Origin of the sequence: Streptoverticillium olivoreticuli subsp. olivoreticuli, assembly GCF_003391135.1 — a bacterium.
GTDB lineage: Bacteria > Actinomycetota > Actinomycetes > Streptomycetales > Streptomycetaceae > Streptomyces > Streptomyces blastmyceticus.
The window spans coordinates 4,675,769-4,695,590 of the sequence record NZ_CP031455.1; the positions used below are offsets into that span (position 1 = coordinate 4,675,769).

18 protein-coding genes and 1 tRNA gene are annotated in these 19,822 nt (G+C 71.5%); 6 read left to right on the plus strand and 13 right to left on the minus strand.

From position 1 onward, the window contains the following. Nucleotides 1–24 precede the first annotated feature (24 nt). Nucleotides 25–106: transfer RNA gene (locus tag DXZ73_RS20470), tRNA-Tyr, on the minus strand. Nucleotides 107–293: 187 nt separating this feature from the next. Between DXZ73_RS20470 and DXZ73_RS20475 the strand changes: the two genes are divergently transcribed. Then, nucleotides 294–782: a YajQ family cyclic di-GMP-binding protein gene (locus tag DXZ73_RS20475; RefSeq protein ID WP_116212491.1), complete on the plus strand. Its 489-nt coding sequence runs from the start codon at nt 294–296 to the stop codon at nt 780–782. Nucleotides 783–888: 106 nt separating this feature from the next. Here the strand turns inward: DXZ73_RS20475 and DXZ73_RS20480 are convergent, their stop codons facing one another. The 12 genes from DXZ73_RS20480 to DXZ73_RS20535 form a co-directional block, all read right to left on the minus strand. Beyond that, on the minus strand, nt 889–1,281 hold the full coding sequence (locus DXZ73_RS20480; RefSeq protein WP_116212493.1) for a YccF domain-containing protein: 393 nt from the start codon (nt 1,279–1,281) through the stop codon (nt 889–891). Nucleotides 1,282–1,395: 114 nt separating this feature from the next. Further along, the gene (htpX, locus tag DXZ73_RS20485; protein WP_116212495.1) at nt 1,396–2,256 is read right to left on the minus strand and encodes a zinc metalloprotease HtpX; all 861 of its coding nucleotides are present in this window, start codon (nt 2,254–2,256) and stop codon (nt 1,396–1,398) included. A 180-nt stretch (nt 2,257–2,436) separates the two neighbouring features. Beyond that, on the minus strand, nt 2,437–3,960 hold the full coding sequence (locus DXZ73_RS20490; RefSeq protein WP_116212497.1) for an NADH-quinone oxidoreductase subunit N: 1,524 nt from the start codon (nt 3,958–3,960) through the stop codon (nt 2,437–2,439). Continuing rightward, entirely contained in the window at nt 3,960–5,519 is a 1,560-nt protein-coding gene (locus DXZ73_RS20495; RefSeq protein WP_116212499.1) for a complex I subunit 4 family protein, read from the minus strand. The genes DXZ73_RS20490 and DXZ73_RS20495 overlap by 1 nt, the downstream gene beginning before the upstream one ends. A 17-nt stretch (nt 5,520–5,536) precedes the next feature. Continuing rightward, nucleotides 5,537–7,528 (minus strand): NADH-quinone oxidoreductase subunit L, encoded by a 1,992-nt coding sequence (locus DXZ73_RS20500; protein WP_116212501.1) that lies wholly within the window; start codon nt 7,526–7,528, stop codon nt 5,537–5,539. Continuing rightward, a complete protein-coding gene (gene nuoK / locus DXZ73_RS20505) occupies nt 7,525–7,890 on the minus strand; it encodes an NADH-quinone oxidoreductase subunit NuoK (protein ID WP_116212503.1) in 366 nt (121 codons plus the stop codon). The genes DXZ73_RS20500 and nuoK overlap by 4 nt, the downstream gene beginning before the upstream one ends. Beyond that, on the minus strand, nt 7,890–8,489 hold the full coding sequence (locus tag DXZ73_RS20510) for an NADH-quinone oxidoreductase subunit J family protein (protein WP_116212505.1): 600 nt from the start codon (nt 8,487–8,489) through the stop codon (nt 7,890–7,892). The genes nuoK and DXZ73_RS20510 overlap by 1 nt, the downstream gene beginning before the upstream one ends. Beyond that, nucleotides 8,486–9,052 carry a NuoI/complex I 23 kDa subunit family protein gene (locus DXZ73_RS20515; protein ID WP_116212507.1) on the minus strand — a complete coding sequence of 189 codons (567 nt, stop codon included), beginning with the start codon at nt 9,050–9,052 and terminating at the stop codon, nt 8,486–8,488. The genes DXZ73_RS20510 and DXZ73_RS20515 overlap by 4 nt, the downstream gene beginning before the upstream one ends. Continuing rightward, nucleotides 9,052–10,017, minus strand: a complete 966-nt coding sequence (locus tag DXZ73_RS20520; protein ID WP_116212509.1) for a complex I subunit 1/NuoH family protein — start codon at nt 10,015–10,017, stop codon at nt 9,052–9,054. Before DXZ73_RS20520 ends, DXZ73_RS20515 begins: the two co-directional genes overlap by 1 nt. Further along, complete coding sequence (locus tag DXZ73_RS20525; protein WP_116212511.1) at nt 10,014–11,672, minus strand: NADH-quinone oxidoreductase subunit C; 1,659 nt, start codon at nt 11,670–11,672, stop codon at nt 10,014–10,016. The genes DXZ73_RS20520 and DXZ73_RS20525 overlap by 4 nt, the downstream gene beginning before the upstream one ends. Next, entirely contained in the window at nt 11,669–12,265 is a 597-nt protein-coding gene (locus DXZ73_RS20530; protein ID WP_116212513.1) for an NADH-quinone oxidoreductase subunit B, read from the minus strand. Before DXZ73_RS20530 ends, DXZ73_RS20525 begins: the two co-directional genes overlap by 4 nt. After that, nucleotides 12,256–12,681: an NADH-quinone oxidoreductase subunit A gene (locus DXZ73_RS20535; protein ID WP_205519195.1), complete on the minus strand. Its 426-nt coding sequence runs from the start codon at nt 12,679–12,681 to the stop codon at nt 12,256–12,258. Before DXZ73_RS20535 ends, DXZ73_RS20530 begins: the two co-directional genes overlap by 10 nt. Before the next feature lie 172 nt (nt 12,682–12,853). On the opposite strand from DXZ73_RS20535, the gene DXZ73_RS20540 reads away from it, so the two are divergent. The 5 genes from DXZ73_RS20540 (at nt 12,854) to DXZ73_RS20560 (ending at nt 19,764) form a co-directional block, all read left to right on the plus strand. Then, nucleotides 12,854–14,095, plus strand: a complete 1,242-nt coding sequence (locus DXZ73_RS20540; RefSeq protein ID WP_205519196.1) for a sensor histidine kinase — start codon at nt 12,854–12,856, stop codon at nt 14,093–14,095. Between the two features lie 125 nt (nt 14,096–14,220). Next, nucleotides 14,221–15,537 (plus strand): sensor histidine kinase, encoded by a 1,317-nt coding sequence (locus tag DXZ73_RS20545; RefSeq protein WP_116212515.1) that lies wholly within the window; start codon nt 14,221–14,223, stop codon nt 15,535–15,537. 243 nt (nt 15,538–15,780) lie between these two features. After that, complete coding sequence (locus tag DXZ73_RS20550) at nt 15,781–16,452, plus strand: response regulator transcription factor (RefSeq protein WP_116212517.1); 672 nt, start codon at nt 15,781–15,783, stop codon at nt 16,450–16,452. Between the two features lie 272 nt (nt 16,453–16,724). Further along, on the plus strand, nt 16,725–18,722 hold the full coding sequence (locus DXZ73_RS20555) for a 2-oxoacid:acceptor oxidoreductase subunit alpha (protein WP_116212520.1): 1,998 nt from the start codon (nt 16,725–16,727) through the stop codon (nt 18,720–18,722). Beyond that, complete coding sequence (locus tag DXZ73_RS20560; RefSeq protein WP_116212522.1) at nt 18,715–19,764, plus strand: 2-oxoacid:ferredoxin oxidoreductase subunit beta; 1,050 nt, start codon at nt 18,715–18,717, stop codon at nt 19,762–19,764. Before DXZ73_RS20555 ends, DXZ73_RS20560 begins: the two co-directional genes overlap by 8 nt. Nucleotides 19,765–19,822 lie beyond the last annotated feature (58 nt).

Below are 19,822 nucleotides of genomic sequence, written 5' to 3' on the forward strand. Positions count from 1 at the left end.
TCGAAAGAGAAGGCCCTTCACATGTGGCGGCGCCAGGGTTCGAACCTGGGTAGGCTGAGCCGGCAGATTTACAGTCTGCTCCCTTTGGCCACTCGGGCACACCGCCAAGGGTTGCCGCCCCGGATTCCGCCTTGCGGTGGTGCTCCGTGGCAACGACGTAAACCATACCCGATGACCAGGGGTGGTCCGCCACTCGATTCATCACCCCTCGCGCGGGGTCCGGGTGACTAGGCTTGCGGAGCGGCCATGGGCCGTGCCCCCTGATGGATCTACGTATGAGGAGCCAACTCAATATGGCCGACTCCAGTTTCGACATCGTCTCGAAGGTCGAGCGGCAGGAGGTCGACAACGCCCTCAACCAGGCCGCCAAGGAGATCTCGCAGCGCTACGACTTCAAGGGCGTCGGCGCCTCGATCGCGTGGTCCGGCGAGAAGATCGAGATGCGCGCGAATGCCGAGGAGCGGGTCAAGGCCGTCCTCGACATCTTCGAGACCAAGCTGGTCAAGCGCGGCATCTCGCTGAAGTCCCTGGACGCGGGCGAGCCGCAGGCCTCCGGCAAGGAGTACAAGATCTTCGCCTCGATCGAGGAGGGGATCTCGCAGGAGAACGCGAAGAAGGTCGCCAAGATCATTCGCGATGAGGGCCCGAAGGGCGTCAAGGCGCAGGTCCAGGGCGACGAGCTGCGCGTCAGCTCCAAGAGCCGCGACGACCTCCAGGCGGTCCAGGCCCTTCTCAAGGGCAAGGACCTGGACTTCGCGATCCAGTACGTCAACTACCGCTAGCCGCACCGGCCACGGGGCCGTGGTGGTGCGGGATGCCGTACACCGAGGGCGCGTTCGGGGAGTTCTCCTCCCCGGACGCGCCCTCGGCGTGTGCGGGCCGTGCGGCTCAGCGGGTGGCGAAGGGGCGGTCCGTCGGGACGATCTCGCGGCCCAGCGGCATCAGGGAGATCGGGATCAGCTTGAAGTTGGCGATGCCCAGCGGGATACCGATGATCGTCAGGCACAGCGCGATGCCGGTGAAGATGTGCGCGAGCGCCAGCCACCAGCCCGCGAAGACGAACCAGATGATGTTGCCGATCAGTGAGCCCGCGCCGGCGTCGTTGCGCTCGACCGTCGTCCGCCCGAAGGGCCACAGGGCGAAGCCGGCGATGCGGAAGCTGGCGATGCCGAAGGGGATCGTGATGATCAGGACGCAGCAGATCAGACCCGCGACCACATAGCCGATTGCCATCCAGAGGCCGCAGAGGACCAGCCAGATGACATTCAGGATGAACCTCATGAAAAACAGCCTCCCACGCGAACCCGACTCCTGGCGAGCAGGACGCTCGCACGGCTGAGAGTGGTTGCCTGAAGGCTGCTCAGGGGCGCCGCACGGCCTCGGAGAGGCCGGTCATCACCGGTGGCCCGCCATGCCTTCGAGGCGGCTGATGCGCTCGGCCATCGGAGGGTGGGTGGAGAAGAGCCTGGACATCCCCTCGCCCGCGCGGAAGGGGTTCGCGATCATCATGTGGCTCGCGGTCTCGATGCGCGGCTCGGGGGGCAACGGGAGCCGCTGGGTGCCCACTTCGAGCTTGCGGAGGGCGGAGGCCAGGGCCAGCGGGTCGCCGGTGAGGCGCGCGCCGGAGGCATCCGCCTCGTACTCCCGGGAGCGGCTGACGGCAAGCTGGATGAGGGAGGCCGCGATCGGGCCCAGCAGCATGATCATGATCATGCCGACGATGCCGGGGCCCTCGTCGTCGTCCGATCTGCCGAAGGGGATCAGCCAGGCGAAGTTCACCAGGAACATCACCACCGAGGCGAGCGCGCCCGCGATCGAGGAGATCAGGATGTCGCGGTTGTAGACGTGGCTGAGCTCGTGACCGATGACGCCGCGCAGCTCGCGCTCGTCGAGAAGGCGCAGGATGCCGTCGGTGCAGCAGACGGCGGCATTGCGCGGATTGCGGCCGGTGGCGAAGGCGTTGGGGGCCTCGGTCGGGGAGATGTACAGCCGGGGCATCGGCTGGCGGGCGGCCGTGGAGAGCTCGCGCACCATGCGGTAGAGCTGCGGCGCCTCGAACTCGCTGACCGGCCGGGCGCGCATCGCCCGCAGGGCCAGCTTGTCGCTGTTCCAATAGGCGTAGGCGTTGGTGCCGAGCGCCACCACGACGGCGACGACCAGGCCCATGCGCCCGAACAGGCTGCCGATGACGATGATGAGCGCGGACAGCCCCCCGAGGAGGACGGCGGTCCTGAGCCCGTTGTGCCGGCGGTGCACGGTACGCCCTCCAAATGGTGCGGCAGGGGAACCCTTTGCTGCGGTGCGCTTCCACTTCGCAGTGGAGCCTCCAGTGGAACCTTCCTGCCCGATCAACGCCAGGCGAAGGCCGCTAGTTCCCTTGTGCGCGCGAGGGGCGCGTGAGCCGTACGGGTGAGCGCGCGGGCGCCTGCGGCAGCGCTACAGCAGCGCTTCCGAGGCGAAGCGCAGGACGAGCTGCGGGGCGCCGGACAGGGCGATGCCGACGAGGGCCGCGAGGGCCGTCGCGGTGGCCAGCGGCGCCGGGATGCGCGCGGGCCGCTCGCCGTCCGCCCGCTCCGCCTCGCCGTCCGGCGCGCGGAACAGCAGCGCCGTCCACTGGAGGTAGTAGTAGAGCGCGATCACGACGTTGACGGCCATGACGACGGCCAGCCAGCCCAGCCCCGCGTCCACGGCCGCGGAGAAGACCGTGACCTTGGCGAACAGCCCGATGACGCCGGGCGGCAGCCCGGCCAGGCAGAGCAGGAAGAAGCCGAGCGCCAGGGCCGCCAGGGGACTGCGGGCGTAGAGGCCGCGGTAGTCCGTGACGCGGTGCGCCGGGTTCGTACGGGCGACGAGGGCGGCGACGGCGAAGGCGCCGAGGTTCACGGCCGCGTACATCAGGGCGTAGGCGACGGTGGAGCCGATGGCGCGGCCCGGGTCGTCGGTGTACGCGGCGGCCGCGATCGGCACCAGCAGATAGCCCGCCTGGCCGACGGAGGACCAGGCGAGGAGGCGTACGGCGCTGCGGGTGCGGTCCGGGCGCTGGCGCAGCGCGCCGACGTTGCCGACGGTCATGGTGAGCGCGGCGAGGACGGCGAGGACGGGTCCCCAGACGTCGGCGTAGGACGGGAAGGCGACGACCGTCACGAGGATGAGGCCGGTGAAGCCGACCGCCTTGCCGACGACGGAGAGGTAGGCCGCGATGGGCAGCGGGGCACCCACATAGGTGTCGGGCACCCAGAAGTGGAAGGGGACGGCCGCGGTCTTGAAAGCGAAGCCGACGAGGGTGAGGGCCACGCCCGCACTGGCGAGGGTGTCGAGGCGGGGGTCCACGTGGGTGAGCGCGTCGGCCACCTGGGTCAGGTGCAGGGTGCCGGTGGAGGCGTAGACGAAGCTGACGCCGAGGAGCATCACGGCGGTGGCGGTGACCGAGGAGAGGAAGAACTTCAGGGCCGCCTCGGAGGAGCGGCTGTCGTCGCGGCGCAGGCCGACGAGGGCGAAGGCGGGCAGGGACGCCACTTCGAGGGCGACGACGAGGGTCGCGAGGTCCCGGGAGGCGGGCAGCAGGGCCGCGCCCGCGACGGAGGACAGCAGCAGGAACCAGTACTCGCCCGAGGGGAGTTCGAAGTCCACGAGGTCGCTGACGGACAGCAGTGCCGTCAGCAGGGCGCCGCCCAGCACCAGGAACTGGACGACGAGGGTGAAGTGGTCCGCCGTGTAGCTGCACGCGCGCGTGCCCGACGTGAGGCAGAAGGTGGAGCGGTCGCCGTCGAGGAGCGGCAGCAGGGAGAGCCCGGCGAGGACGATGCCGCCGATCGCGATCCCGCCGAGGAGGGGCTTCTTCCGCTCGGGCAGGAAGAGGTCGGCGACCAGGACGACGAGCGCCGCCACGGCGGCGACGGTGGGCGGGGCGATGGCGAGCCAGTCGACGGACTGGACCACGCTTCCGGCGAGGGGGACCATCAGTTGCCTCCTCGGAGGAGCTGCTGAACGGCCGGGTCGGTGAGGCCGAGGAGGGCCGCGGGCCAGAGTCCGGCGAGGACGGTGAGGGCGACGAGGGGGGTCCAGGCGGCGAATTCGTAGGTCTGGACGTCGGTGAGGGCGGGGGCTCCCCCGGGCCTGCCGTCGCCGTCGCCGCCCATGCACACCCGGCGCACCACGACCAGCATGTACGCGGCGGTGAGCAGCGTGCCGAAGCCGGCGAGCGCCATGTAGACGAGGTAGGCGGGGCGGCTGAGTCCGTCGGCGGGGTGGAAGGAGCCGAGCATCGCGAGCATCTCGCCCCAGAACCCGGCGAGTCCGGGCAGCCCGAGCGAGGCGACGGCACCGAAGGCGAGGAGGCCGCCGAGGCGCGGCGCCCTGCCGTAGAGGGCGGCGCCGGTCGCGCCGGAGAGGGCGTCGAGGTCGCTGGTGCCGTGGCGGTCCTTGATCGCGCCGACGAGGAAGAAGAGGAGGCCGGTGATGAGGCCGTGGGCGATGTTGGCGAAGAGGGCGCCGTTGACGCCGGTGGGGGTGAGGGTGGCGATGCCCAGGAGGACGAAGCCCATGTGGCCCACCGAGGAGTAGGCGATCAGGCGCTTGAGGTCGCCCTTGGCACCGCGGCGCGCGAGGGCGAGGCAGGCCAGCGAGCCGTAGAGGATGCCGACGACCGCGAAGGCCGCGAGGTACGGCGCGAAGGTGTGCGCGCCGCCGGGGGCGATGGGCAGGACGATGCGGACGAAGCCGTACGTGCCCATCTTCAGCAGGACGCCCGCGAGGAGGACCGAGCCGACGGTCGGGGCGGCGGTGTGGGCGTCGGGCAGCCAGCTGTGGAAGGGCCACATCGGGGCCTTGACGGCCAGTCCGATGCCGATGGCCAGAACGGCGACGATCTGCGTGGTGTGGCTGAGTCCGGAGCCGTTGTCAGTGGCGAGTGCCACCATGTCGAACGTGCCGCCCTTGATGCCGATGAGGAGGAGGCCGAGCAGCATCACGACCGAGCCGAGCAGGGTGTAGAGGATGAACCGCCACGCGGCGCGTTCCCTGCCCTCGCCGCCCCAGCGGGCGATGAGGAAGTACATCGGGATGAGCACCATCTCGAACGCCAGGAAGAACAGCATCAGGTCGAGGACGGCGAAGCTCGCGAGGGTGCCGGCTTCGAGCACGAGGATCAGCGCGACGAATGCCTTGGGAGACGGGCCCGCCGGCATTTTGAAGTACGAGTACAGCGCGCTGAGGAAGGTCAGCAGCGCGGTGAGCACGAGGAGGGGGAGCGAGACGCCGTCGACGCCCAGGTGGATCCGGATGCCGAGGGCCGGGATCCAGCTGATGTCGGTGGTGGCCTGCATCCGCGCCGGGTGGTCGTGGTCGAAGCCCGCGGCCAGGGCGACGGACAGCGCGAGCACGGCGCCCGTGACGGTGACGCCGTGGCGGAGCACGGCCTGGTCCGGGTTCCTGCCCTTGAGGCCGGGCGGGGCCGGGAGCAGGGCGGCGAGGGCACCGAGGAGGGGGACGACGACGGTCGCAGCGAGGAGGATCTGCATGACGGTATGACTCACGGTCAGGCTCCGGTGGCTACGAGCACGGCGGCGACGGCCAGGACGACGGAGCCGGCGAGCAGGGCGCTGAGATAGGTCTGCACATTGCCGGTCTGGGCGCGGCGGACGGCCGCGCCGAGCAGGCGGGGGGCGCCCGCGGCACCGCGGACGTAGGCGTCGACGACCTCGCGGTCGAGGAAGCGCACAAGACCGGCGGCGGCTCGCACGGGCCGTACGAAGAGGGCGGAGTAGACGGCGTCGAGGTGGAAGCCGGCGACCGCGTGGCGGTGCAGGGGGCCGAGGAGGAGGCGGCCGGGGTCGGACGGGTCGTGGGCGCCCGCGATGTTCCCGTAGGCCGCCACGTGGGTGGCGATGGTCTCTTCCTCGGAGATGTAGGGGGCCGCGTCCGGGTCGGCGGCGACGGCGCCCAGGGGCGCGCGGGCCGCGAGGGGGGCGGTGCGCCGCCAGGCCGCGTAGGTGACGGCCGCGCCGGCGAGGGCGCAGCCGGTGCCGAGCACGGAGGTGGTGAGGGTCGGGGTGAGGGAGTTCCCGTCGAACCAGTCGGGGAGCTTCCACGCGGCCAGGCCGAGCCCGAGGGTGGGGAGGAAGAGGACCCAGAGGACGGCGTTCATGGCGGTGGGCTGCCTGCCGTGGTCGGGGGCCTCGGGTCCCTTGCCGTGGAAGGCGCGCAGCCACAGGCGGGTGGCGTAGCCGGCGGTGAGCAGGGCGGTGAGCAGCCCGGCGACGAGGACGGTCCAGCCGGCCGCGTGCGGGATGCCGTGCGCGTCGCCGCCGGTGGCGTGCTCGGCCGCGCCGAGGACGGCCTCCTTGGAGAAGAAGCCGCTGAACGGGGGGATCGCGGCGAGCGCGAGCAGGGCGACCGTCATCGTCCAGTACGCGTCGGGGATGCGCTTGGCGAGGCCGCCCATGCGGGCCATCGCGCCCAGCGAGTTGGTGCCGGCGGCGTGGATGATCACGCCCGCGCCGAGGAAGAGGAGGGCCTTGAACGCGCCGTGGGTGATGAGGTGGAAGACGGCCGCGTCCCGGTCGCCGACGGCGAGGGCGCCGGTCATGTAGCCGAGCTGGCCGACGGTCGAGTAGGCGAGGACGCGCTTGATGTCGTCCTGGGCGAGCGCGGCGAGCGCCGAGCCGACCATGGTGACCGCCGCCATCACGGCGAGCACCACCAGCGCCGCCGAGGAGGCGGTGAAGACGGGGAGGAGCCGGGCGACGAAGTAGACACCGGCGGCGACCATCGTCGCGGCGTGGATCAGCGCGGAGACGGGCGTGGGGCCCGCCATCGCGTCGGGCAGCCAGGTGTGCAGCGGGAACTGCGCGGACTTGCCCGCGACGCCCGCGAGCAGCAGCAGCGCGATGAGCGTCGGGTGGCCGATGGAGCCGGAGGCGACGGCGCTGAGGATGCCGTTGATGCGGAACGTCCCGGCGTCGGCGGCCAGCGCGAGGATGCCGATCAGGAAGGGGACGTCGCCGAGCTTGGTGACCAGGAAGGCCTTGAGGGAGGCGCTGCGCGCGGCCTCGGTCTCCCAGTAGTGGCCGACCAGGAAGTACGAGCAGATGCCCATGATCTCCCAGCCGACCAGCAGCACCATCAGGTCGCCGGAGTAGACGACGAGCAGCATGGCGGAGGTGAAGAGGGAGACGAGGGCCGCGTAGGAGGGGTAGCGCGGGTCGTCGCGCAGATAGGCCGTCGAGTAGAGCTGGACGCAGGTCGCGACGACGCCGACGAGCACGGCGACGAGCACGGCGAAGCCGTCGAGGTGCAGCGCGAGGTCGATGGGCACGGACCCGGTGGGCGTCAGCCGCCTGGCCGCGTCGAGGGGTTCGCCCCCGCCCTGCCGCCAGGCGACGACGACGGCGAGGACGGCCGCGGCGAGGGTCGGCAGCACGGCGAGGGGCCGTACGAAGCCGGGCGCGCGGCGGCCGAGCAGGAGGCCCGCGGCGGCGCCGAGGAAGGGCAGCAGGGGGACGAGTACGGCGGTGGTCGTGGTCGTCACGCGGCGGCCTCCGCCTTCTCCTCGCGGTCACCGTGGCCTGCGTCGGGTCCGGGCGCGTCCTCGTGGAGGTCACGGAGCCGGTCGATGTCGGCGGTGCCGCGGTTGCGGTACACGAGCAGCACGATCGCAAGTCCGATGCCGATCTCGGCGGCGGCGATGGCGATGGTGAAGAGGGTGAGCGCCTGGCCCGCGTGGAGCGTGTCGCGCAGCCACACGTCGAAGGCGACGAGGTTGAGGTTGACGGCGTTGAGCATCAGCTCGACGGACATCAGGACGAGGATCGCGTTGCGCCGGGCGAGCACGCCGTAGAGCCCGGTGCAGAAGAGGAGGGCGGCGAGGACGGCGGGGTAGACGAGGTGCATCAGCGCTTCTCCCCTGCCTGTGCGTTCTTCCTGCGGGAGAGGACGACCGCGCCGACGAGCGCGGCGAGCAGCAGGACGGACAGGGCCTCGAAGGGCAGCACCCAGTTCCGGAAGAGGAACTCTCCGGAGACCTTGGTGGTGCCCTGCGGGGCCCCGTCGAGCTCGATCCAGGTCGTGCGGAAGGCATCGGCGACCACCCACACCAGCGCGACGGCCGCGGCTCCTGCGACCCCGAGGGCGGGGTAGCGGTTGCCCGAGTCGGCGTCCGGGGAGCGGCCGATGGGCGCCTTGGTGAGCATCAGCCCGAAGAGCAGGAGGACGACGACGGAGCCCACGTAGATGAGCACCTGCACCCAGGCGATGAACTCCGCCGTGAGCAGGAGGTACTCGACCGCGAGCCCGCCGAGGGTGACCACCAGCCACAGGGCGGCGTGCACCAGCTGCCTGGTGGTGACGGTGACGAGGGCCGCGCCGAGGGTGACCAGGCCGACCAGGAGGAAGGCGATCTCCACGCCGGAGGTGGAGAGGAAACCTTGCGTCTGCGCGGCGAGCGTATGGGTGCCGTGCGCCTGCGCGGCGAGCGCTGCGGTGCCGGTCACGCTTCCCCCTCCTCTTTCTCCTTCTCCCGCTGGGCCGCCATCTTCTCGGCGGTCTTGCGGGCGGCCGCGATCTCCTTCGGCTCCTCTGCCGCCGGGTCGAGCGCGGGCGGCTCGGGCACCGTCCACATCCACTCGCGCAGCTTGTCGCGCTCGTGGGTGAGGTCGTGGATGTCGGTCTCCGCGTACTCGAACTCGGGCGACCAGAACAGCGCGTCGAAGGGGCACACCTCGATGCAGATGCCGCAGTACATGCAGAGCGAGAAGTCGATCGCGAAGCGGTCGAGGACGTTCCGGCTGCGCTCGCGCCCGCCGGGGGCGGCCGGGGGCACGGTCTCCTTGTGGGAGTCGATGTAGATGCACCAGTCCGGGCACTCGCGGGCGCACAGCATGCAGACCGTGCAGTTCTCCTCGAACAGGCCGATGACACCGCGGGTGCGCGGGGGCAGTTCGGGCTGTACGTCGGGGTACTGGGCGGTGACCGTGCGCTTCGTCAGCGTGCGGAGGGTGACGGCGAGGCCCTTGGCGAGGCCGGAGCCGGGCCAGTGCTTCTTGTCATGGGTCATCAGGAGATCACCACCTTGACGACGCCGGTGAGCGCGATCTGCGCCAGGGCGAGCGGAATGAGGACCGTCCAGGCCAGCTTCTGCAGCTGGTCCTCGCGCAGTCGCGGATAGGTGACGCGCAGCCAGATGACCACGAAGGCGAGGACCAGCGTCTTGAGCAGGGTCCACAGCCAGCCGAGGCCGTCGGCGCCGAACGGGCCGTGCCAGCCGCCGAGGAAGAGGACCGTCGTCAGACCGCAGAGGACGACGATGCCCGCGTACTCGGAGAGGAGGAAGAGGGCGAAGCGGAGGCCGGTGTACTCGGTGTAGGCACCGAAGATGATCTCGGAGTCGGCCACCGGCATGTCGAAGGGCGGGCGTTGCAGCTCGGCGAGTCCGGCCGTGAAGAAGACCAGGCCGCCGACGATCTGCCAGGGCACCCACCACCAGTGGAAGGCGTCCACGATGCCCGGCAGCGAGACCGTGCCCGCCGCCATGGCGACCGAGGCCGCCGTGAGCAGCATCGGCAGCTCGTACGCCATCAGCTGGGCGGCGGTCCGCAGGCCACCGAGCAGCGAGAACTTGTTCGCGGACGCCCAGCCGGCCATCAGCGAGCCGAGCACGCCCACGCCCATGACGGCGAGGACGAAGAAGATGCCCGCGTCGATGAACTGGCCCACGGCGTTGCCCGGCCCGACCGGGATCGCGACCAGCACCAGGAGGTACGGCAGGAGGGCGACGGCCGGCGCGAGCTGGAAGATCCGCCGGTCCGCGCCCGCGGGCACGATGTCTTCCTTCTGCGCGAACTTCACGCCGTCCGCGACGAGCTGCGCCCAGCCGTGGAACCCACCGGCGTACATCGGCCCGAGCCGCCCCTGCATATGGGCCATGACCTTGTGCTCGGTCTGCCCGATCGCCAGCGGCAGCACGAGGAAGACGGCGAACACGGCGACGAGGCGCAGCACCACGTCGAGAGTGCCACTCACTGCGCCTCGCCTCCTGCCGTATCGGGGCGCTGCGCGCCCGGTCCCTGGTCTTCTGTCTTCGCGTCGTCCGCGATGTCCGCTGCGTCCGCTGCCGCGGATGGCTCGGGCGAGGTGCCGCCCGCGGGCGGCGCCGCTGCCGCGCCGGGCGGCTCCGCGTCGTCGGGGCGACCGCCCGACTCGGCGGAAGCCTGCGGCGACACGTCGTCGCCCGGCCCGGCGGGCGGCTCGGACGGCTCGCCCACCGCGGGCGGCGTCACGACACCGGGCGCAGGGCCTGCTTGGCTCGGCGCGTCCGGTCCCTGGTCTTCCGTCTTCGCGTCATCCGCGTCGTCCGCTGCGTCCGCTGCCGCGGATGGCTCGGGCGGGGCGCCGCCCACGCCCGGCGCCGCTGCCGCGCCGGGCGGCTCCGCGTCGTCGCCCGGCCTGGCATCCGGCTCGGACGGCTCGCCCGCCGCCGTCGGCGTGACGGCACCGGGCGCAGGGCCCGCTTGGCTCGGCGCGTCCGGTTCCGACGACTCACCCGCCGTCGGCGGCTTCGTGTCGTCGAATGCCGGGCGGGCGTGGTGCCACGGTGCGTCGGACGAGCGTGGTGCCGGCTGCGGCTGGGCCGCGGCCTGCTCGGCGCCGGAAGTTTCGTCGTGCGTCCGCTGCTCGGGAGCGGCCTGGCTCGCAGAGCCGTCGCTCGCGCTGCGCGTATGCCGGGCAGGGCGGTCCGCAGCCGGGGAGGCGGCCTGCTGGCTCGCGGAGCCTTCGCTCGCGCTGCGGCTGCGGCGAGCCGGGCGCCCCTCCGCCGCCGGAGACGACTCCGCCGACTCCGTCGGCTGCTGGCTCGCCGAGCCCTCGCTCACGCTGCGCGTGCGGCGCGGGGCCGGGGCGGCGGCCTGGCTCGCCGAGCCCTCGCCGACGCTGCGGGCCCGCCGTACGGGGCGGTCCCCCGCGGCGGGTGCGCCCGCGGCCGCCGCGCGCGCTCCGCGGGCCGGGCGGGCCGGGGCAGGGGGGAGCTGGCCCTTGAGAGGGCCCCACTCGTTGGGGTCGGGGACGCCCGGCGGGAGCATCTGACGGCGCTTCGGGCCGCCCCCCTCGGACTCGCCCGGTTCCTTCGCCCCGGGCCATGCCTTCGCGACGCGCGCGGCCAGCACGAAATCCTTGCGCAGCGGGTGCCCCTCGAAGCCCTCGGGGAGCAGCAGCGGTACGAGGTGGGGGTGCCCCGTGAAGTCCACGCCGAACATCTCGTGGGTCTCGCGCTCGTGCCACGCCGCACCGGCGTAGACGCCGATCGCGGTCGGCAGCACCGGCTTGTCGTGCGGCACGGTGGTGCGGACGACGAGGCGGCGCACCCCGCCCTCCGGGCCCGGCAGGGCCACGAGGTGGGCGCAGACGCAAAAGCCCGTACCGGGCTCGTCGACGGCGCTGAGCCAGTCGAAGAACGTGCAGCCCAGCGTGGTGCGGGCCGTTTCGAGGGCGGTGAGCCAGGCGGTGGCGGGCACGTCGACGGTGAGCAGCCCGTACGCCTCCTCGGCGCTCGCGCCCTCGCCGAACAACTCCGCGGCGCCGCGCGGCAGCCACGCGACCGCCGCCTCATCGGCGGCGATCGCACCGGAGGTCTCGGCAGCAGCCTCCGGCGCGCCCTCGCCCTGATTCGTCGGCTCGCTCATCGTTCCGTACCCCCGGCTTCCGCCGGTTGAGGCTGAGGCACCAAGCCGCTCTTCAGCGCCGCCGCCGACGGGCCCGCGCCGGGTGCGTAGCGGTCGCGCAGGGACTCCTGCGCGATCTTCTCCTGGAGCTTGAGGATGCCCTGGAGCAGCGCCTCGGGGCGGGGCGGGCAGCCCGGGACGTAGACGTCGACCGGGATGATCTGGTCGACGCCCTTGGTCACCGCGTACGAGTCCCAGTACGGGCCGCCGCAGTTGGAGCACGCGCCGAAGGAGATGACGTACTTCGGCTCCGGCATCTGCTCGTAGAGCCGCTTGACCGCGGGGGCCATCTTGTCCGTCACGGTGCCCGAGACGATCATGAGGTCCGCCTGGCGGGGGCCCGGGGCGAAGGGGATGACGCCGAGGCGGATGAAGTCGTGCCGGGCCATCGACGCGGCGATGAATTCGATCGCGCAGCAGGCGAGGCCGAAGTTGAAGACCCACAGGCTGTAGCGGCGGCCCCAGTTGAGGACCACCTTCATGGGTTCGGGCGCGAGCCGGGACAGGGCGCCCAACCGTCGCGGCTCGGGCAGGTCCACCGGTGTCACGTCCATTCGAGGACGCCCTTCTTCCATGCGTACAACAGACCCACGGCGAGGAAGCCGAGGAAGACGAACATCTCCACGAGCGTGGCACCCCCGAAGCCCGGCGCGGCGAAGACCGTCGCCCAGGGGAACAGGAAGATCGAGTCCACCGCGAAGATCACATACAGGAAGGCGTAGACGTAGTAGCGGATCTGGGTGTGCGCCCAGCCCTCGCCGACGGGGTCGACGCCGCACTCGTACGTCAGCAGCTTCTCGGGCGTCGGCACCACGGGCCGCAGCAGCCGTCCGGCCGCGAACGCGACGGCGACGAAGAGCACGCCGACGACGGCGAGCAGTCCGACCACCGAATAGCTGTGGAAGTAGTCAGTAGCCAGCTGGACGTCGGGGACGCCCGCACTGTCGGTGCGCACGGTGGCCTCCGGCACGTCCGCCCTCGCTCCCTGTCCAGCACATTTCGACGATTCTTTACGCACGGGAGTCTAGGCCCTGACAAGGTCACGGCGAGCAGCGCTGTCCGGCCGGAGGTGGGGTTATCCCCACCCGGGCGCACCCATGACCCCCATGGCGTCGGCCCGCCCGGCCCGGCAGGCTGGGCGTATGACCGCCAGCAGTGCCGCACACAGCACCACCGGAAGCACCACCGGGAGCACCGGCCCCACGACCCTCCGTGACGGTGGGACCGACCACGACCAGGACCGGTTGCCACCCGCCCGCTTCGCCTTCGGCGCGCGGACGTGGCGGGAAGTCGCCCACCTCCTGCTCAACCTGCCCGTGGGGATCGCCGGGTTCGTCTATGTGTCGCTGTGGCTGTACGCGGGCGCGGCGCTGTCGATCACCGTGATCGGACTGCCGCTGCTGGCGCTCGGGCTGCTGGGGGCACGGTGGGTGGGGCGGATGGAGCGGGGCCGGTCCCGGGCGCTGCTGGGCCTGCGGATCGACGAGCCGAGCCCGCTGTCGCGACACCCCCGGAACCGGGGGTTCCTCTCCTGGACGTGGGCGGCGGTGAAGGACCCGGTGGCCTGGCGGAGCACGCTCTACTCGTTCATACGACTGCCATGGGGCGTTCTCACTTTCGGCGTCACCCTCTGCGCGCTGTTCGTCGCCTGGCCCGTGCTCGGCCACCTCGCGCGCTTGCTGACGAACGCGGACCGGGCCATGGTGCGCGGGCTGCTGTCCCCCTCCAGCGAGCTCGAACGGCGGGTCGCCGAGCTGGAGTCTGATCGCGGCATCGTCGTGGACACCGCGGCCGCCGACCTGCGCCGCATCGAGCGCGACCTGCACGACGGCGCCCAGGCCCGCCTCGTGGCGCTCGCCATGGGTCTTGGCATGGCGAAGGAGAAGGTGCTGGAGGACCCCGAGGCCGCGGCGAAGATGGTCGACGAGGCGCACGGCGAGGTGAAGCTCGCCCTCCAGGAACTGCGCGACCTCGCCCGCGGCATCCACCCGGCCGTCCTGACGGACCGTGGCCTGGACGCGGCCCTGTCGTCGGTGGCGGCCCGCTGCACCGTGCCGGTCAGCGTGTCAGTGGACCTGGCCGCCCGGCCCGCGCAGGCGATCGAGGGCATCGCGTACTTCACGGTCTCCGAGCTGCTCCAGAACATCAGCAAGCACAGTGCCGCCCGCACCGCCGAGGTCGAGCTGTGGCGCAAGGAGGACCGGCTGCTCATCCAGGTGCGCGACGACGGCAGGGGCGGGGCGTCGACGGACTCCGGCAGCGGTCTGGCGGGGCTGGCGGAACGCCTGGGGTCGGTCGACGGACTGTTCGTCGTGGACTCGCCGGCGGGCGGGCCGACGGTGGTCACGGCGGAGCTTCCCTGGCGCGACCGCTCCCCGGTGTGACCTCCGGAGCCCCGAAGGTAGGGACAACCCCACCCCGGGACACCTACTCGCTCCATGGTCCCGGCCCTCGCCCTCCGCGAGGCTGGAGTACGTCAAGCAGAGCCCTGGCAGATCGGACGACACAGATGGCCATCGACGAAGGACGGGCGGCGACCCACCGCGTGCCCGCCGTGCTGCGCGCGCCCGTGGAGGCCCGCACCTGGCGGGAGTTCCTCTATCTCCTGCTCAGCCTCCCGATGTCGGTCCTGACCTTCAGCTACGCGATCACGATGGTGTCCCTCGGCGCCGGTCTGCTGATCACCTTCGTCGGGGTGCCGGTACTGGCCGCGGCGCTCCTCGGGTCGCGGCTGCTGGGCGCGGCCGAGCGGGCGCGGGCGCGCGGGCTGCTCCGGATGGAGATGGCCGAGCCGGAGCCGGTGCGCCCGCCGAAGGGCCGGAGCGGTCCGCTCGCCTGGACGGGGGCACTGCTCAAGAGCGGTACGTCGTGGCGGCACCTGCTCTACTGCGTGGTGCACCTGCCCTGGGCGATCACGGCCTTCGTGGTGTCGCTGACCATGTGGGCGGTGAGCTGGGCACTGTTCCTGTACCCGGCGTACATGTGGATGTACCCCACCTACTGGGGCCAGCCGGGCATGCAGGTGTACGGCGACGCCGACGGCACCGCCCTCTACCTCGACAACCCCTTCGAGATCGGGGCGACCTGCGCCGTCGGCCTGGTCCTCGTCCTGATCACCCCCTGGATCATCCGCGGTCTCGCCTTCGGCGACCGGATGCTGGTGCTCGGGCTGCTGGGCCCGTCCCGGCTGGCGGCGCGGGTGTGGGAGCTGGAGGAGGACCGCGGCGTGGTCGTCGACACCGCGGCCGCCGACCTGCGCCGCATCGAGCGCGACCTGCACGACGGCGCCCAGGCCCGCCTCGTGGCCCTGGCCATGGACCTGGGGCTCGCGAAGGAGAAGCTGGAGGAGGACCCGGAGGCCGCGGCGAAGATGGTCGACGAGGCGCACGGCGAGGTGAAGCTCGCCCTCCAGGAACTGCGCGACCTCGCCCGCGGCATCCACCCGGCGATCCTCACCGACCGCGGCCTGGGCCCGGCCCTCTCGGCGCTGGCCGCGCGCTGCACGGTCCCCGTGCAGGTGGAGGTGGACCTGACGTCCCGCCCGGCTCAGGCCATCGAGGGCATCGCCTACTTCACGGTCTCCGAGCTGCTCCAGAACATCAGCAAGCACAGTGGGGCCCGTGCGGCGCGGGTCGACGCGTGGCGCTCGGAGAACCGCGTGATGCTTCAGGTGTGGGACGACGGGCGGGGCGGGGCGTCGACGGCTTCCGGCAGCGGCTTGGCGGGCCTGGCCGAACGTCTGGGGTCGGTGGACGGACTGCTGGTGGTCGACTCGCCGGTGGGCGGGCCGACGACGGTGACGGCGGAACTCCCCTGGCGGGGCTGACTTTTTGTTCCCCAGCGCCCTGCGGGCGCGTCCTCAATCGCCGGACGGGCTGGAAAATCCAGCCCGTCCGGCGATTGAGGACAGCGCGCGAAGCGTGCTTCGGGGTCCGGGGCGGAGCCCCGGTTTCGGGAAGGGGCGGGGTAGGGGAAGAGCCCGCCGCAGGCGCAACGGACCCGCGCCCCCAGCCGAAATGCTGCGATGCTGGACGCAAACGCAGCGACAAAACATGGGGGCAAGGGAATCGTGGAGGACAGGGTGCGGGTCGTCATCGCCGAGGATTCGGTGCTGCTTCGGGAAGGGCTGACCCGCCTGCTCACCGACCGCGGGCACGACGTCGTCGCCGGTGTCGGCGACGCCGAGGCGCTCCTGAAGGTCATCAAGGAGCTCGCCGACGAGAACGCCCTGCCGGACGTGGTGGTCGCGGACGTACGGATGCCGCCGACCCACACCGACGAGGGCGTGCGGGCCGCGGTGCAGCTCCGCAAGGCGCACCCGGGGCTGGGCGTGCTCGTGCTCTCGCAGTACGTGGAGGAGCAGTACGCGACGGAGCTGCTGGCGGGGAGCAGCCGGGGCGTGGGCTATCTGCTGAAGGACCGGGTCGCCGAGGTGCGGGAGTTCGTCGACGCCGTGGTCCGCGTCGCCCGTGGCGGTACCGCTCTGGACCCCGAGGTCGTCGCGCAGTTGCTCGGTCGCAGCCGCAAGCAGGACGTGCTGGCCGGGCTCACCCCGCGGGAGCGGGAGGTCCTGGGCCTGATGGCCGAGGGAAGGACAAATTCCGCTGTGGCACGGCAGTTGGTGGTCAGCGACGGTGCGGTCGAGAAGCACGTCAGCAACATCTTCCTGAAGCTGGGGCTGTCGCCGAGTGACGGGGATCACCGCAGGGTGCTGGCCGTGCTGACCTATCTCCGGTCCTGAGGGGCCCGCTACGGTCCGGTCGGGGAGAGCCGCCCTGGTGAGACGGTCGCCGGGGCGGGGGTCCTAGGACAAAAGACCCAGCGGAGCCTCCCCCTCCGCAAGAGGCATCGGGGTGGCGCAAAAACCACTTACCGGTGCAAAGCGACTACGGTACGGCGCGGGCATCTTGTGATCCATCCCAGGTAGGCGACCCTTACCCCCGTACGATGGCGGTGGGAACGCCGGCCGTCACCACCGCGTGCGAGCCGCCGCCACGAGGGAGGTCCGAAGCAGTGACCAGCCAGGTCAGCAGCCCGGCCGAACAGGCCGAACCAGGCGAGCAGCCGAGCGGGGCCGCCCCGCCGTCGGCAGAGCAGCCGGCAGAGCAGGAGCCTTCACACCTCAGCCCCCAGCGTGCTCCCGGCGTGGGGCCCGGCGCGAAGTCGGTGCGGAAGCTGGAGCGGGTGATCATCCGGTTCGCGGGGGACTCGGGTGACGGTATGCAGCTCACGGGTGACCGGTTCACGTCGGAGACGGCGTCGTTCGGGAACGACCTTTCCACGCTGCCGAACTTCCCCGCGGAGATCAGGGCGCCCGCCGGGACACTGCCGGGCGTCTCCTCGTTCCAGCTGCACTTCGCCGACCACGACATCCTCACCCCCGGTGACGCGCCGGACGTGCTGGTCGCGATGAACCCGGCCGCGCTGAAGGCGAACATCGCCGATGTGCCGCGCGGCGCGGAGATCATCGTGAACACCGACGAGTTCACCAAGCGCCCGATGGCGAAGGTCGGTTACGCGACGTCGCCCTTGGAGGACGGGTCGCTGGACGCCTACCGCGTCCACCCCGTGCCGCTGACGACGCTGACGATCGAGGCGCTGAAGGACTTCGGGCTGTCGCGGAAGGAGGCGGAGCGGAGCAAGAACATGTTCGCGCTCGGCCTGCTGTCGTGGATGTACCACCGGCCCACCGAGGGTACGGAGAAGTTCCTCCGGGGGAAGTTCGCGAAGAAGCCGGACATTGCGGAAGCGAACGTCGCCGCGTTCCGGGCGGGCTGGAACTTCGGCGAGACCACCGAGGACTTCGCGGTCTCCTACGAAGTCGCCCCCGCCACGGCCGCTTTCCCCGCCGGTACGTACCGCAACATCTCGGGGAACCTGGCCCTGTCGTACGGGCTGGTGGCCGCGGGCCGGCAGGCGGACCTGCCGCTCTACCTGGGCTCGTACCCCATCACCCCGGCCTCCGACATCCTTCACGAGCTGTCGAAGCACAAGAATTTCGGTGTGCGCACGTTCCAGGCGGAGGACGAGATCGCCGGCATCGGCGCCGCACTCGGCGCGGCCTTCGGCGGCGCGCTCGCGGTGACGACGACCTCCGGCCCGGGTGTGGCGCTGAAGTCCGAGACCATCGGGCTCGCCGTGAGCCTCGAACTCCCGTTGCTGATCGTGGACATCCAGCGCGGCGGCCCCTCGACCGGTCTGCCGACCAAGACGGAGCAGGCCGACCTGCTCCAGGCGATGTACGGGCGCAACGGCGAGGCCCCGGTGCCGGTGGTCGCGCCGCGGACCCCGGCGGACTGTTTCGACGCCGCCCTGGACGCCGCCCGGATCGCGCTCACCTACCGGACGCCGGTGTTCCTGCTGTCGGACGGCTATCTGGCCAACGGCTCGGAGCCGTGGCGGGTGCCGGAGGCGCATGAACTGCCCGATCTGCGGGTGCAGTTCGCCACGGGCCCGAATCACACCCTGGCGGACGGGACCGAGGTCTTCTGGCCGTACAAACGCGACGCGCAGTCGTTGGCGCGCCCGTGGGCGGTGCCGGGCACGCCGGGGCTGGAGCACCGGATCGGCGGCATCGAGAAGCAGGACGGCACCGGGAACATCTCCTACGACCCGGCCAACCACGACTTCATGGTCCGCACCCGCCAGGCCAAGATCGACAACATCACCGTCCCCGACCTCGAGGTCGACGACCCCCACGGCGCCGGGACCCTGGTGCTGGGCTGGGGTTCGACGTACGGGCCCATCACCGCGGCCGTCCGGCGGCTGCGGGCCGAGGGCGTGGCGATCGCGCAGGCCCACCTGCGCCACCTCAACCCCTTCCCGAAGAACCTGGGCGAGGTCCTGGCCGGCTACGAGAAGGTGGTCGTGCCCGAGATGAACCTCGGCCAGCTCGCCACCCTCATCCGCGCGAAGTACCTGGTCGACGCCCGCTCCTACAACCAGGTCAACGGCATGCCGTTCAAGGCCGAGCAGCTCGCAGGAGCCCTCAAGGAGGCCATCGATGACTGAGGCGCTCAAACTGGTCCCCAAGGCCGAGGCCGCGCAGACCATGAAGGACTTCAAGTCCGACCAGGAAGTGCGCTGGTGTCCCGGCTGCGGTGACTACGCCGTCCTCGCCGCCGTCCAGGGCTTCATGCCCTCCCTCGGCCTCGCGAAGGAGAACATCGTCTTCGTCTCCGGCATCGGCTGCTCCTCCCGCTTCCCGTACTACATGAACACCTACGGGATGCACTCCATCCACGGCCGCGCCCCCGCCATCGCCACCGGCCTCGCCTCCTCCCGCCCCGACCTGAGCGTGTGGGTCGTCACCGGCGACGGCGACGCCCTCTCCATCGGCGGCAACCACCTCATCCACGCCCTGCGCCGCAACGTCAACCTCAAGATCCTCCTCTTCAACAACCGGATCTACGGGCTGACCAAGGGCCAGTACTCCCCCACCTCGGAAATCGGCAAGATCACCAAATCCACGCCGATGGGCTCCCTCGACGCGCCCTTCAACCCGGTCTCCCTGGCCATCGGCGCCGAGGCCTCCTTCGTGGCCCGCACCGTCGACTCCGACCGCAAACACCTCACCGAGGTGCTGCGACAGGCGGCCGAGCACCCCGGCACCGCACTGGTGGAGATCTACCAGAACTGCAACATCTTCAACGACGGCGCGTTCGAGGTCCTGAAGGACAAGCAGCAGGCGCAGGAAGCGGTCATCCGCCTCGAACACGGCCGGCCCATCCGCTTCGGCACGGACGACGCCAAGGGCGTCGTCCGCGACCACGCCACCGGCGACCTCCGCGTCGTCGACGTCACGCCCGACAACGAGGCCGACATCCTCGTCCACGACGCCCACGCGGCGTCCCCGACCTCGGCGTTCGCGCTGTCGCGCCTCGCGGACCCCGACACGCTGCACCACACGCCCATCGGCGTGTTCCGCGACGTCGAACGGGCGGTCTACGACACACAGATGGCCGACCAGCTGGAGGCGGCGGTGGAGCAGAAGGGCAAGGGCGACCTCGCCGCGCTGCTGGCCGGGAACGACACCTGGACCGTCGTCGGCTGACGCACGTCACCTGACGCCGGGCGGGCCGACTTTCGGCTCGCCCGGCGTTTGAGGGTCC

Excerpts from the sequence above, each read along its gene's own strand:
- DXZ73_RS20475 (WP_116212491.1), top strand. The coding sequence starts at position 294 with ATGGCCGACTCCAGTTTCGACATCGTCTCGAAGGTCGAGCGGCAGGAG.
- DXZ73_RS20480 (WP_116212493.1), bottom strand. The coding sequence starts at position 1,281 with ATGAGGTTCATCCTGAATGTCATCTGGCTGGTCCTCTGCGGCCTCTGG.
- DXZ73_RS20490 (WP_116212497.1), bottom strand. The coding sequence starts at position 3,960 with ATGGTCCCCCTCGCCGGAAGCGTGGTCCAGTCCGTCGACTGGCTCGCC.
- DXZ73_RS20495 (WP_116212499.1), bottom strand. The coding sequence starts at position 5,519 with ATGCAGATCCTCCTCGCTGCGACCGTCGTCGTCCCCCTCCTCGGTGCC.
- nuoK (WP_116212503.1), bottom strand. The coding sequence starts at position 7,890 with ATGCACCTCGTCTACCCCGCCGTCCTCGCCGCCCTCCTCTTCTGCACC.
- DXZ73_RS20515 (WP_116212507.1), bottom strand. The coding sequence starts at position 9,052 with ATGACCCATGACAAGAAGCACTGGCCCGGCTCCGGCCTCGCCAAGGGC.
- DXZ73_RS20525 (WP_116212511.1), bottom strand. The coding sequence starts at position 11,672 with ATGAGCGAGCCGACGAATCAGGGCGAGGGCGCGCCGGAGGCTGCTGCC.
- DXZ73_RS20530 (WP_116212513.1), bottom strand. The coding sequence starts at position 12,265 with ATGGACGTGACACCGGTGGACCTGCCCGAGCCGCGACGGTTGGGCGCC.
- DXZ73_RS20540 (WP_205519196.1), top strand. The coding sequence starts at position 12,854 with ATGACCGCCAGCAGTGCCGCACACAGCACCACCGGAAGCACCACCGGG.
- DXZ73_RS20545 (WP_116212515.1), top strand. The coding sequence starts at position 14,221 with ATGGCCATCGACGAAGGACGGGCGGCGACCCACCGCGTGCCCGCCGTG.
- DXZ73_RS20560 (WP_116212522.1), top strand. The coding sequence starts at position 18,715 with ATGACTGAGGCGCTCAAACTGGTCCCCAAGGCCGAGGCCGCGCAGACC.